Raw genomic sequence first — 11,982 nt, forward strand, 5'->3', positions numbered from 1 at the left:
CCACACTTCACGAGGTAACTCTCTGTGACGGCCCCATCGACGCAGGTTGCGACCTGGGCCGCAAGCTGCGAAGAGCACTAGTTAGCCCGGCCCAGTCTGGCGGCAAGGGATCGGTCAGTGTACGAGCGCTTTGAGGGCGATCAATGCGACACCCATGCCGGCGGTGGCGGCGGCGGTGGCGAGCTTTGCCACGAGGGTGGCGCGACGTTGTCGGGCTGCCCACCATCCCAACACGGCCAGGGTGATCACGGCACCCCAAAGCGAGACGTCGACGCCGGCATCCATCGAAAGCCCAAGCGCTGCGGCTGAGGCTAGGCAGACCACCGGGACGATGAGGGCCCACAGTAATCCGGCGGAGCGTTGCAGAGCCTCACGCACCGCTTCCCGCCAGCTCGTTTCCCGATTGCCGACAATCTCGGCGTACACGTGTGCGCCCCAAAAAACCAACACGGTGCCGACAGCGCGGGCGATCAGGACGGGTAGTCCCGGGTTGTAGAGGGAGAACGCAGAAATTAGGCCAGCGGTCAAAACGGTGCCATAAACGGCCTCCGCGTTCAGTGCCCGCGACACCCATGGGTAGCGCCTCAACCGCGAATTCAGGTCGAGTCCCGAAGCTTTCACCGCAACCACCGTTCTTGTGTTGCAGCCCGCTGAACCGCGAGGTGAGCCTAGTCGAGCCAGATACCCGGCGCGAGTCAAACAAGCAGTTTCTATCCTTCGCTCAGGGAATCCTCGGCTGGCCCAGTTGACGTGAAGCACGCCTCTCGTGTTGAATAAACCATAGAAGGGGAGTAATCCTCGCTCCGCATCGTCAATACGTTCCCTCCGTGGGTTCCGGTGCGCAGGGCCGCAAGGCCGATGAGACCTTCACGATGATTTCGTGGAGGTCTTTGTCATGACTGTCCCTCTGTGGGCGTGGTTCGCTGTCCTGGGTGTGATCCTGCTGATGCTTGCGGTCGACTTGGTCGCCCACCGCAAAGCTCACGTGATCGGTGTGCGGGAAGCCGCCGTGTGGTCGATCGTGTGGGTGTCTCTTGGTGTCGCGTTCGGCGTGCTCGTGTGGACGCTGTGGGGGGCAGAATTTGGGCAGCAGTACTTCGCTGGCTACCTGATCGAGAAATCCCTCGCGGTAGATAACGTGTTTATCTGGGCGATTATCTTCGCCGCTTTCGCGGTCCCGCGCGAGTACCAGCACCGAGTGTTGTTCCTCGGCGTCCTGGGCGCCCTGATTTTCCGCGGGATCTTCATCGCCGCCGGCGCCGCGCTGATCGAGAACTTCTCCTGGATCCTGTACGTATTCGCCGCGTTCCTGATCTACACCGGGTGGCGGATGTTCCGCTCCCGTAACGACCACGTCCACCCCGAGAAATCTCGCATTCTCAAGGTGTTTCGCCGGTTCGTGCCGATGACCGACGCTTACCACGGGCAGAAGTTCCTGATCCGCAAGGCAGGAATCGTGGTGGCGACCCCGCTGCTGGCCGTGCTGGTGCTGGTGGAAATCACGGACATCATCTTCGCCGTCGACTCGATCCCGGCTATCTTCGCCGTCACTAGCGAACCGTTCCTGGTCTTCAGCGCGAACGCGTTCGCCATCCTGGGGCTTCGGGCGATGTATTTTTTGCTCGCGGACCTGATCCATCGGTTCATTTACCTCAAGATCGGACTCGCTTTCGTCTTGATCTGGGTGGGTATCAAGATGCTGCTGCTGGATGTCTTCTACATCCCGACCACGATCAGCCTGGCCGTAGTCGTGACCATCATCACGGTGTCCATCGTGGCCAGCCTCCGCGCCACCCGCGGTCAGGGCCGACGGGAAGTGCAGGCCGAGGCCGCTGGGGCGTTCCGGATCGCCACCGACGAGGAACTTGCTGCGGTCAAGCCGGTCTTCAGCCGCCGTGGCCGAGTGCCCGCCAGCGGCGGGAAGGATCGCTTCGATGAGTGACCTGGATCCTTCGGTGGATCTGGACTCTCAACCGCAGACAGCGCGGAAAGGCCGCCGAGGTTCAACATCGGCAGTGATTGCGCTGCCGCTGCTCGCGGTGGCCGGCATTCTGGTCGTCGCGTGGACAGCCGGCGTTCAGGACGCCTGCGGGGGTCCGGTGTCGGGATGCGGCAGTCTGCGCAATGCAGGAGATATTCCGGTCACGGTCCGGGCGGTCATCGATCAACCCGACACCGAGACTTTGGTCGGGGGAGGAGAGCGGGCGCTGCTGGGTGGCTGGAGCAACGGCGTGAGGGTAGATCGTGGGCAGTGCCTCACCGTCGAGGGTGGCCCGTTCTGGGACGCCCTCACGGTGATCGATCGCACCACTGAGGCGACCGGGGTGTGGCATCCGGTCGATGACTGGGGCGCCCGGGTGCAGCTGCACGACCGGCCCTGCCCGGAATCGAGCTGATCACGATGACGCACTCTCCCCGCGACTGCCAGCTCCGCGGCCCTGCGTACGAAGCGCCGGTCGGCCGCCTGGTCTTGGATGGGGTGCTGTGGCCTGAAGACCTCCTCAAGCTCACCCGCCACGATGACCTGTGTGTGCACATCGTTCTTCCCCGCGACAGGGACCGCTGGGTGGGACTGTTTGCCGGCGTGCGAGTGCTGGCCGAACGGACCGCGCATGGAGAGCGGAGTTCTCGCGCCTATGTCCCGCATATGCCCGATGTGTTTAGGCCGTGCGGGCTCCATGTATCAGGATGCCGTCAAGTTCCTAATTCAAGTGCGAAAATCATGCCGGGTCCGAGTTGGAGCCGTGCCGCCTCTGTGTTTTCATCAAGGTGGTCAATTCTGCTGGTGCCGGCGATGATCATGGTGTTCGGTGAATGGGCGAGCTGCCAGGCGAGACCCACTTGGGATGGGGTGGCGTCGAGTTTGGCAGCGGTGTCGATGACCGAAGGCAAGTCGACAACTTTCCGGAGGTTCCCGTATCCGCCGCCGAGGGGGAAGTACGGTACCCATGCGATGCCGTGCTGTTCGCACAGGGCGAGCATGTCCTCATCGCCCCTGCTAACCAAGTTGTAGATGTTCTGCACACAGTCAATCCCTGCGGGGAGCGCTGTCCTGAGCTGGTCGAGGGTGATGTGGCTGAGTCCGATGCCGACGATCTTCCCTTCGTCGCGGAGTGCAGTCATCTCGGATAACTGATCCTCGAACGGGACGATCTGGTCACCCTGGGCCAAAAGGCCGGGGGTGAAGTCCATGCGACGCAGGTTCACGATGTCGAGCCGGTCTGTGTCCAGGGTGCCAAGGTTTTGCTCGACCGCTTCGCGCAGCTCGAACGGCGTCTGCGCGGCCGCGAGGGGGATCGGGGCATCCGGCAGCGGCTTCACGCCTGCTTTGGTCGCGATCACGATGTCATCGCGGACCGAGCCGAGCGTGTCTCGCAGTAGCTCGTTGGCGAGGCCATTTCCGTAGAACTGTGCGGTGTCGTAGTGCGTGATGCCCAGATCGAAGGCGTGGCGGAGCACCGCAAGCGCGTTCTCTCGTCCGGCAGCGTCGGTGGCCGTCCGGGTGATTTGCCCCATACCGTACCCGATCCGAGGGGTGGCGCGGCCGGCTAGGGGAAACGTGCCCCCGGGGGTCGGGCGGGAAACGGTCGCTGCGATCGGCCTGGTCATCGTGTTGCTCCGTTTATGACGTCGGCGACGTCGATCAGTCCGAACCAAGAGTCAGCTGCGCTGCGCATCTGCTCAGTCAGGGACGAGTACGGGTGAGGGGTCTTGCCGGCGGCAGTGATCGCCGCGTCGATGTAGTCGCGGACTAACCACACGTCCCGCGGCGCTGCCCCGGCCACGGCGAGGGCGGCAGCCGTTCGTTCCAGCGTCCAGCCCAAGGCTCCTCCGATGTCATCGGGGGTCAGGCCGGAGAGAACGAGGTTGGCGTTTAGTTCGGTGCGCGTGTCGCCGCGTTCAGAACGGTTCAGGGACATGAGAGCTTCTTTCCCACCAATCAGGTGTTGTCTTATCAACAGGATGCGCCTACAGTGTTGATATGTCAACACGCACGGATCTGACGGCAAACACGGACGCGACCACACCCTTGAGTCTGTCCGAGCGGGCGTTGTGGTTCGCGTGGAAGCGGGCGCACGAAGTCCTGCGCACCCGCATCGCCGAGGACGTTCGGTCGGCTACAGGTCTTTCAGACCCCGACATAGCGATCCTGATTCACGCAACTGACGTAGACGGGACGGTGCGCCAGAATCAGCTCGCCGTCGTGCTCGGTTGGGATAGGACTCGCCTGTCTCACCAGTTGACCCGGATGGAGGAGCGGGGTCTGGTCATCAGACGGCGAGTCGCCGGTGGCGTCGAGGTCGAGGTGACCGACGCAGGACTCGAGATGGTCGCCGCGGCGCAGCCGGTCCACGCTGCTGCTGTGCGACGGCACTTGATCGAGCCATTCACCAGCGTGCAGGTCGAGCACCTCAGGCAGGCCCTTGATCGCATTTCCGCGCCTGACCTGATTTAGCCCGCACCGCACCGCACCGCGCCGCGCGCGCCGTTGAGCGCCGCCTCGTCGCGGGCAACGCCCAGGTCAAGTGTGCTGGCGATGTCGACGGCGGTCGTTTTGTGCGAGTTTGCACGTGACGGCTATCTGCACTGCCCAGGGGCGCTCGTTGAGTCCGTGTGTCGGCGGTTGAGCGATATCGGGGGTCCTCACTCGCACGTCCTCACGGGGTCGGCGAATGACCGGCACGCGTTTCAGTCCGGGGAGCCCGATAGGGAACGCCTGGTGAGCGCTCCCTATCGGTGCTGGATCGTCTACCGCGGTTACAGGGGCAGCTGCAAGTAGGAGGCGTGCTCGCCTCCGGTGTGCACCACATGCTGGCCGCTGTTCGCGCCGACGTACTCGCGGATGCCGGGCATCATCGTGCCGAGCAGGTTGCGGGAGCTGATGACGAAGCGCAGCTGCTCGCCGGGGTGGAAGATCAGCCCGATCGGCAACAGGTCGATTTCGATCTCGACGATCTCACCAGATGCGAGCTTCTCGACCCGGTCAAAGCTGTGTGCGGGCACTTCATTCGTCGACAGCGTCTCGTCGAGGTGACGCAGAGAAACCCGCAGTCGGCCGTCTGAGCCTTTGTATCTCAGAATTGTCGCACCGCGGTCGGTGAGGTCGTGTGCGATTGCGCTTTGATTCGGAACCGTGAACGCCTCGCGAGGTGTGCCGTAGGCGTCGAGCTTCTGCACGAGCACGAAGAGGTCCATGTCGTCGCAGTCGCGGGCTTCGACAAAAATGCGTGCCTTGGGGTAACCCACCAGTACCGTCTCGTCGGCAAAGCGGGTGAGGAAGGACACGGCGTCCGGGTTCGCTGCCACGGTGTAACCCACGGGCATCTCTGCGGCGGGCGCGGTGGTGGTCAGCGTTCGCGAACGGCCGTCGAGGTAAAACTTCGTCGGGACGGAGTGGGCCGGTGGGAACTGGTCGGCCGGGATGTCGATCTGGTCGCCGCCCTCCAGGTCGAGCAGTGAATAGCGCACGGTGGGCGTTTTCTCCCAGCCGTTGTCGTGGTCTTTGAGGAAGTGGTCGAAAAAGCGGCGCAGTTCGTCCTGGTGCTGCTCGTCGTAGTAGTCGGGCCACTCCTGGGTGTTGTGGATGCGCAGCCACTTCTGCTCCGACGCCATCCGGCGCCACGCACGGAAGGTGCCGGCAGTGTGGAGAGTGTTCGAGTAGCTGGCGACAACGTATGCCGGCACGGTGATCTTGTCGAATGCGGGGATTTTGTTTTCCCACAGGTCAGTCATCAGCGGGTAGCTTTCTGCCTCGCCGATGATGTCTTCTTTTTCGTTCTTGCCGAAGAAGCTGCCTTCCTGAAGTTGGCGGGCAAAGCCGGTATCGGGCATGCCGCCGCGCATCACTAGGTCGCGGTACACGTCGCTGACGCCCTCCCATGGGTTGATTGCCGCCAGGTGAGGCGGCTGTTCGGCGGCGGCGAACCACTGCGAGACCGCGAGGTAGGAGGTGCCGCTCATACCGACCTTGCCGGTGCACCACTCCTGCTCCGCGAGCCACTCGATTACGTCGTAGCAGTCGCGGCCGTCTTGTCGGTCCCAGAGGACGCTGCTGCCCTCACCGTCGACGATGCCGCGCATGTCTGGGTTGCAGATTGCATAGCCCTGGGCGACCCAGTACGCCGGATCGGCGCCTTCGAATTTTTCCAGTCCGGAGACGATCGAGTTGGGCAAGCCAACCAGGCCGAACACGCCCATCACGGCGAGTGAGGAGCCTTGGGCCTTACCGTACGGGCTCCACGCCATGATGACGGGCACCTTCTCGGACCCGGCGGGCCGGAACACGTCGGCGTAGATGGTGACGCCGTCGCGCATCTGCACGGGCACGTCTTTCTCAAACACGATGTCAACTGGCAGCGACTTGAATTGCGGGGCGATCTGAAAGCCCGCCTGGAGGGTTCGGGTTCCGGGATCGAACGCGGTCAGCACTCCGGTGCGCGCCGGGGGCAGCGGGGTGGAAGGAACGTACATTCTCTGGTCTTCGCTCATTGCGGAGCTCCCTTTGTCTCGTGATCCTGGGACCAACTCTCGGATCGCTGCGAGCGTACGCTCAAAAACCTCACAACTCAACAGGCGTTGAGAAAGTTGTTGTGAAAGAGCTATATTGGAGCCATGACGATTCAGAAGCAGCCGACACCGACCGCGCGGCGCGGGCGGCGGCCTGGTGGCGTGAACACCCGGGCAGCGGTGCTCGAGGCTGCCCGCGCACGCTTCGCCAGGGAAGGATTTGCCGCCACCACCATTCGGCTCGTCGCCACGGATGCTGGAGTAGATGCGTCCCAGGTGATGCAGTACTTCCGGTCGAAGGACGAACTGTTCGCCGCCGTGATGGCCATTATCCCTGCGTCGCTTGAGCGGTTTAATACCGCATTTGAGGGACCGGACGAGCACCTCGGCGAACGCGTCGTCCGCGCGTACCTGAGCGCGTGGGAAGGTGCAGCCGAAGAGTCCGAGCCACTGATGGCGATGCTCCGCGGCGCGATCGTCAATGACACCGCGAGCGGGCAGCTACGCGACTTCATCCAGTCCCGCCTACTCATTGGAACCCGCGACCGGCACGACCCCGACGCCGTCCTGCGAGCGGGCCTGGCCTCCTCGATGCTCGTCGGCATCGTCACCGGCCGTCGCATCATCGGAGTACCCACACTCGTCGCAGCCGACGCCGAAGAACTCGTCGCCGTTGTCGGACCAGCGATCCAGCAAATCCTCGTCCCCACTGCGGCTGCCGCGGATCCCAGCACGGCCCCCGCATGAGCCAGGATTCGGAAGGGCAGCAGCTATGACTTTCGGGAAGAGCCGACGGGCGATCGCAAGTTCGGCGGAGCATGCCAGACGACGACGCGCGGCACCTTCGGCTGCGGAACAGGCCGAGGCATCGTTCGTGACGCGTTACGTGATTCGAGGGTTGCCAGCAGCGGCCCCGTGTGGCGCGACGGTTTCCGACGCGCTGGAATTCGCTCGTACCGGCACGGACCGGATGGCCATGCACTTCTACCCCAACCCGACCCCCGGGAACGTCGCCGAGCTCGCCGACGCCTGGGATCTACACCCCCTGCTCCGAGAAGATTTACTCGCCGGCAACCAGCGCCCCAAACTCGAACGCTACGGCGACGTGCTCTTCCTCGTCGTCCGCTCCGCACGCTACGACGACACCCGGGAGGAAGTCGACTTCGCAGAATTCCACGTCCTGCTCCGCCCGCACGCGGTAGCGCTGCTGTGCAAGAGCGGAAGATGGATCGACGGCAGCGACGGGACCGCCATCTCCCAGGAAGACCTCGCCGACCCCGAACGCCGAGAACGCACCCTCCTCGCCGACGAACACCTCCTCGGCCTCGGACCTGAAGCAGTTGTCTACCGGCTCCTTGACGCCATCGTCGATGGCTATACCCCCGTTCTTCACGGCCTCGCCATCGATAAGGAACAGATCGAACGACAGGTTTTCAGCGGGGATGCGGCCGTCGCCGAGCGCATCTATCGCCTTAGCCAAGAGATTATCGACGTCCAACACACCGTCGCCTCCATGACAGAAGTTCTCCAAGCACTCCGCGGCGGTTTCGGCAAATACGCGATCCCCGACGAACTGCAGACCTACCTCCAAGACGTCTGCGACCACCTCGCCCGCGCCAGCACCCACACTGCAGAACTCCGCGACGCCCTCGCCCAAATCCTCAACGTCAACGCCACCCTCGTCGCTCAACGACAAAACGAAGACATGAAGAAAATCTCCGGCTGGGCCGCGATCCTCTTCGCCCCTACCCTCATCGGCGCCATCTACGGCATGAACTTCGACGTCATGCCCGAACTGCACTGGGCATTCGGATACCCCTTCGCGATCGCCCTCATGGTCGGCTTCGCCACCCTCCTCTTCGTAATTTTCAAACGCAGCAAGTGGATGTAGTCGACGAGGTGGCCCGCAACAATAGGTACTCCCATCTACGAACTGGCCATCGAGGTGGTTAAGGAATAGGAGGCAGCACAGCGCCCCGTAGCCCATGGCGTACAAGACACTGACATTGCTCCAGAGTGGTGCAAGAATTCAGTTCGATGCGCAGAATTGCGATCACAGAACGCCGCCAATGAGCGCAAAAGTCACAGCTCGGATCTCATTGACGCAATCCAGTGGAGTCAGCGCACAGTGTGCCTAGCTGAGGTACAGCCCAACTCGGCGTCGGCAGTGTCGCAGGAAGCTGAACGAATAGGTCTAAAACAGCTTTCTAGACGGGTAATCCCGCCAGCTCTAGAGCTCTGCCGTACTCATCTAAGGGTTCGCATGCTACTGGATGAGTTATGGCCTATGAATGACGTCTTGAATTGCGCCCAACAAGACCTTGTCGGTACCCGTGGGCCGCTGTCCGGCAAAACCAGCACTCATGATGACGGCCCCCTCGAATATGGTCACAACGGAGTTAGCTCTGGCCCGCCGTGCACCACGAGCCAACCCGGGCTTCGCGCGCTCGATCACGCGCTCGACGTAGCGCACGTACTCGCTGTAGAACTCCCGGAGCACCGCGGCGATCTCTTCGTCCGAGGCGGCCATCGCCCATATTTCCACGTACAGGCGCACGACGGTGGGATCAGTTTGCTGCTGCATGATGGCGGCGACAAGCCTGTGACTGTCATCGCGTGACACGGGGCCATTGCTGCCGGCGTCCAGGTCAATCCCGGTGGTTTCCCGCATCCACGCCAAGGATCGGTGAAGCACGCGCTGTAGCACGGCCTGCAGGAGGTCCGAGCGGGCGGGAAAATAGTGCTGGAGATGGCCGATGCTTACATGGGCCGCTGCGGCGAAATTTCGCATCGTTGCCGTGGCGTTGCCCGAGGTGACGAGCACCTGCTCGGCGGCTTCCAAGAGCATGATTCGTCGGAGTTCACCCTTGTTCGCTTTCACGCGGCGTCAACAATTTTCACGTTGTGAGCCTGCAGTACGGCCAGCGCATCGGTTATGTCTGGACGGATTTCAGGGAAGGTTACGCCCGTCGCGGCGCCATCGGCCAGCACTTGCTGAAGCCCGAGGTATCCGCCCAAGGCGGTCAAGTGCGCTTGGCCGGCGGGGTCGGTGATGACTACTGAGCGGTTGCCGCCCGGGCCGTGCGCATCGATACGGATCATGGCAGTCCCACCGTGGCCGGGAGAAAACAGCAGCGATCGCCGGAGGCCCGTGAACCTAGGGCCGCTGCCCCAGCGGAAAAGACCCACCGCCTTCGCGGCAAGTAGTGCTCTGGATGACACGTTCGAACTGAAGCCGATTCTCGTCGCCACGGAGTCCACGCCGAGGGTGAGGGGCAACGTGAGTTGTTCGGGCGTGTCTAGCCGAGCCACCAGGGTGCGATGTGCGCCGATGTTGGCCCACCTCGCATCGGAGAGCGGCGTGACTATTGCCGCCGCTCCGGCGTGGCGCACCTCATAGTCCTGTCCGAGCCTGTCCATGAAGTCCACCGAGTCGACTCCAGCGCGATCCTTGACGTCATAACGGATGGCAACTTCTATGCTGTCTGCTCCACCGAGTTCGTTGCTCAGGGACGCCGCCACGATGTTCACGATGCCACCCATCCAGCCTGACGATAGGAGCACGGGTGCCGTCGGCTGCAGCAGGCTGGCCGTGGTGGCGGCTCGCAGCATCCGACTCGTCCAGCGGGTGACATCCACGTACGGAATGCCGGCCCGCACTGCAGCTCGCACGACGCGGTCGTCAGGATCGTTGACTGTGCTGACGATGGCACGAGGTGCGGCGGAGAAGGGTTCCGGTGAGTTGAGATCCCACCGGCGCACGGTGGCGCCGAGATCTGTCGCGAGCTCTTGCCCCTTGGCGGGGTTGCGTCCAGTGAGCAGCAATGGCCACGAGGGCGCAGCCAGCCGGGCGAGGGCACTGCCAACTGTGCCGTAACCGCCCACAATGAGGACTGGGCCGAGGGGAGAGTGGGTCAGGAGATCGCTCATACCAACAGATTAGGTCAGATGACCTATTATGGCGAATCGCACTTCTGCCTAACACTTCGCCACGTGCTGCCTACTGTTTGCATCAACGAACTGCGGGTTGGCAGCGCGCTCCTGGGCTTCAGCCACGCGGGCGAGCCGGGCTGGTGGGCCGTGGTCTTCGGCGTGGAGGGGGAGGTCCGTTTTTGGCCCTCCGGGTAGATTGAGCCGCTCTAGCTGATTGAGGAGGCCTGCTGGTGGCGACAAAGAGTCGCTCGGTTCCATCCCACGAGGCGGGCTGCGTCTTCAGCGGTGCGCCCGTTTGCTCGCGCGTTGGTTGCGATGGCGAGTTTGTCGGGCGATGACTGCCGGGTCGGCAAGGGGCCGTCCGAAGCGGGTGCCGGACTACCGGCCCGTGGCGATGCCTGCGGTGACGCGCTCGACGATGAGTTCCCGTTCATATTCGGCGAGGGTGGCCAACATGTTCAGCATGAGCCGGCCGGTGGTGGTCCCTGGATCAATGCCGTCCGAAATGGACTCGTACATTGACGCCGCGTTCCCGCAGCAGAGTGACCGTGTTCAGGACATCGATCAAAGAGCGTCCCAGTCGATCCACCCGCCACACCACGACTGTGTCGTCAGACTCGGCATGATCGAGCAGCTTTTCATCCCCGACCGCTCGATCGCGGTCCTACTCCCGGACGTGACATCGGCGAAGACATCACGCCTTTGCAGCCCGGCGGTAACCAGGACATCCAGCTGGAGCTGAGCGTCTTGACTGGAAATGCTGATGCGGGTATGGCCAAACAATCTCATGCTTTCGTTCTGCCTCGAAAAGCCCCATGCGGAACCGTGAGACACGGACTGCGGCGAGACGACTTTCCGAGACGCTTGAGTGCCCCGAATCGGGGGGGGGGGGGGGGGGGGGGGGGGGGGGGGGGGGGGGGGGGGGGGGGGGGGGGGGGGGGGGGGGGGGGGGGGGGGGGGGGGGGGGGGGGGGGGGGGGGGGGGGGGGGGGGGGNTATCTTCGTTGTGCTCGAGGTTGTTGGCGCCGTAGAGCGCCGGGGGGAGCGGTGAAGAGCTGCTTCCGCTGGCCTGGCGGGTAGAAGACGTGCGCGCAACGAGCACGGTTGAGCGAACTGGGAGGTGCGGGAATGCGGTGTGCGTTGTAGCTTATAGAAATGTTCGCAAATGAGGGGGAGAGCTTCGTTGAAGTGTTCGTAGCTATCGCGGACACCTTGCAGACGGGCCATGACGTGATCGACACGATGGACGTTTTGGTTCGGGGGTGCACGATGTTCACGGCTGCTATCGCCGCGGGTATCCTCTTGGCCGATAGCAGTGACGTACTTCATGTTGCAGCGTCCAGTAGTGAGCGGGCCAGCGATGTGGAAGAGGAACAGCTCGGCGCCCACGAGGGTCCGTGCCTGGACGCATACCGGTCGGGAGCCACGATTGAAGTTCCCAGCGTCGCCGACGCTCGAGGGACCTGGCCGGCCTTCAGCGATATCGCTGAGGCCCGCGGATATCGGGCTGTTCACTCTGTTCCTATACGGTTTGGTTCGCAGA

12 protein-coding genes and 2 pseudogenes are annotated in these 11,982 nt (G+C 63.3%); 7 read left to right on the forward strand and 7 right to left on the reverse strand.

Annotated elements, in window-relative coordinates; genetic code table 11:
* Positions 1-114: 114 nt before the first annotated feature.
* Entirely contained in the window at positions 115-630 is a 516-nt protein-coding gene (locus C3B61_RS18590; RefSeq protein WP_133160367.1) for a hypothetical protein, read from the reverse strand.
* 265 nt (positions 631-895) lie between these two features.
* Here C3B61_RS18590 and C3B61_RS18595 point away from each other — a divergent pair, with 265 nt between their 5' ends.
* Both C3B61_RS18595 and C3B61_RS18600 read left to right on the forward strand, forming a co-directional pair.
* Positions 896-1,942 (forward strand): TerC family protein, encoded by a 1,047-nt coding sequence (locus tag C3B61_RS18595; RefSeq protein WP_103461968.1) that lies wholly within the window; start codon positions 896-898, stop codon positions 1,940-1,942.
* Positions 1,935-2,396, forward strand: a complete 462-nt coding sequence (locus tag C3B61_RS18600) for a hypothetical protein (RefSeq protein ID WP_133160368.1) — start codon at positions 1,935-1,937, stop codon at positions 2,394-2,396. Before C3B61_RS18595 ends, C3B61_RS18600 begins: the two co-directional genes overlap by 8 nt.
* Before the next feature lie 298 nt (positions 2,397-2,694).
* Here C3B61_RS18600 and C3B61_RS18605 read toward each other — a convergent pair whose 3' ends face one another.
* Together C3B61_RS18605 and C3B61_RS18610 are read right to left on the reverse strand one after the other, a co-directional pair.
* Complete coding sequence (locus C3B61_RS18605) at positions 2,695-3,609, reverse strand: aldo/keto reductase (RefSeq protein WP_103461970.1); 915 nt, start codon at positions 3,607-3,609, stop codon at positions 2,695-2,697.
* On the reverse strand, positions 3,606-3,920 hold the full coding sequence (locus tag C3B61_RS18610) for a DUF2316 family protein (RefSeq protein ID WP_103461971.1): 315 nt from the start codon (positions 3,918-3,920) through the stop codon (positions 3,606-3,608). Before C3B61_RS18610 ends, C3B61_RS18605 begins: the two co-directional genes overlap by 4 nt.
* Before the next feature lie 62 nt (positions 3,921-3,982).
* Here C3B61_RS18610 and C3B61_RS18615 point away from each other — a divergent pair, with 62 nt between their 5' ends.
* Positions 3,983-4,456, forward strand: a complete 474-nt coding sequence (locus tag C3B61_RS18615) for a MarR family winged helix-turn-helix transcriptional regulator (RefSeq protein ID WP_103461972.1) — start codon at positions 3,983-3,985, stop codon at positions 4,454-4,456.
* A gap of 302 nt (positions 4,457-4,758) precedes the next feature.
* On the opposite strand, the gene C3B61_RS18620 is transcribed toward C3B61_RS18615, so the two are convergent.
* Positions 4,759-6,489 carry a CocE/NonD family hydrolase gene (locus C3B61_RS18620; RefSeq protein WP_103461973.1) on the reverse strand — a complete coding sequence of 577 codons (1,731 nt, stop codon included), beginning with the start codon at positions 6,487-6,489 and terminating at the stop codon, positions 4,759-4,761.
* A gap of 123 nt (positions 6,490-6,612) precedes the next feature.
* Here C3B61_RS18620 and C3B61_RS18625 point away from each other — a divergent pair, with 123 nt between their 5' ends.
* Both C3B61_RS18625 and C3B61_RS18630 read left to right on the forward strand, forming a co-directional pair.
* Positions 6,613-7,254 (forward strand): TetR/AcrR family transcriptional regulator, encoded by a 642-nt coding sequence (locus tag C3B61_RS18625; RefSeq protein ID WP_103461974.1) that lies wholly within the window; start codon positions 6,613-6,615, stop codon positions 7,252-7,254.
* Between the two features lie 229 nt (positions 7,255-7,483).
* On the forward strand, positions 7,484-8,398 hold the full coding sequence (locus C3B61_RS18630; RefSeq protein ID WP_244286005.1) for a magnesium and cobalt transport protein CorA: 915 nt from the start codon (positions 7,484-7,486) through the stop codon (positions 8,396-8,398).
* Positions 8,399-8,785: 387 nt separating this feature from the next.
* Here C3B61_RS18630 and C3B61_RS18635 read toward each other — a convergent pair whose 3' ends face one another.
* Together C3B61_RS18635 and C3B61_RS18640 are read right to left on the reverse strand one after the other, a co-directional pair.
* Positions 8,786-9,388, reverse strand: a complete 603-nt coding sequence (locus tag C3B61_RS18635; RefSeq protein ID WP_133160369.1) for a TetR/AcrR family transcriptional regulator — start codon at positions 9,386-9,388, stop codon at positions 8,786-8,788.
* Positions 9,385-10,437: a saccharopine dehydrogenase family protein gene (locus C3B61_RS18640; protein WP_103461977.1), complete on the reverse strand. Its 1,053-nt coding sequence runs from the start codon at positions 10,435-10,437 to the stop codon at positions 9,385-9,387. Before C3B61_RS18640 ends, C3B61_RS18635 begins: the two co-directional genes overlap by 4 nt.
* Before the next feature lie 63 nt (positions 10,438-10,500).
* On the opposite strand from C3B61_RS18640, the gene C3B61_RS20195 reads away from it, so the two are divergent.
* Positions 10,501-10,635, forward strand: a complete 135-nt coding sequence (locus C3B61_RS20195) for a hypothetical protein (RefSeq protein ID WP_279628335.1) — start codon at positions 10,501-10,503, stop codon at positions 10,633-10,635.
* An 11-nt stretch (positions 10,636-10,646) separates the two neighbouring features.
* Here C3B61_RS20195 and C3B61_RS18650 read toward each other — a convergent pair.
* A pseudogene (locus C3B61_RS18650) lies at positions 10,647-11,229 on the reverse strand (recombinase family protein).
* Between the two features lie 365 nt (positions 11,230-11,594).
* On the opposite strand from C3B61_RS18650, the pseudogene C3B61_RS19985 reads away from it, so the two are divergent.
* Positions 11,595-11,982, forward strand: a pseudogene (locus C3B61_RS19985) (transcriptional regulator); the annotation flags it as partial.

The organism is Cryobacterium zongtaii (assembly GCF_002909375.1).
Taxonomy (GTDB): domain Bacteria; phylum Actinomycetota; class Actinomycetes; order Actinomycetales; family Microbacteriaceae; genus Cryobacterium; species Cryobacterium zongtaii.

Bases quoted from the DNA above. Each gene is read 5' to 3' on its own strand.
- C3B61_RS18595 (WP_103461968.1), top strand. From the start codon at position 896: ATGACTGTCCCTCTGTGGGCGTGGTTCGCTGTCCTGGGTGTGATCCTG.
- C3B61_RS18600 (WP_133160368.1), top strand. From the start codon at position 1,935: ATGAGTGACCTGGATCCTTCGGTGGATCTGGACTCTCAACCGCAGACA.
- C3B61_RS18605 (WP_103461970.1), bottom strand. From the start codon at position 3,609: ATGACCAGGCCGATCGCAGCGACCGTTTCCCGCCCGACCCCCGGGGGC.
- C3B61_RS18610 (WP_103461971.1), bottom strand. From the start codon at position 3,920: ATGTCCCTGAACCGTTCTGAACGCGGCGACACGCGCACCGAACTAAAC.
- C3B61_RS18615 (WP_103461972.1), top strand. From the start codon at position 3,983: ATGTCAACACGCACGGATCTGACGGCAAACACGGACGCGACCACACCC.
- C3B61_RS18620 (WP_103461973.1), bottom strand. From the start codon at position 6,489: ATGAGCGAAGACCAGAGAATGTACGTTCCTTCCACCCCGCTGCCCCCG.
- C3B61_RS18625 (WP_103461974.1), top strand. From the start codon at position 6,613: ATGACGATTCAGAAGCAGCCGACACCGACCGCGCGGCGCGGGCGGCGG.
- C3B61_RS18630 (WP_244286005.1), top strand. From the start codon at position 7,484: ATGCACTTCTACCCCAACCCGACCCCCGGGAACGTCGCCGAGCTCGCC.
- C3B61_RS18640 (WP_103461977.1), bottom strand. From the start codon at position 10,437: ATGAGCGATCTCCTGACCCACTCTCCCCTCGGCCCAGTCCTCATTGTG.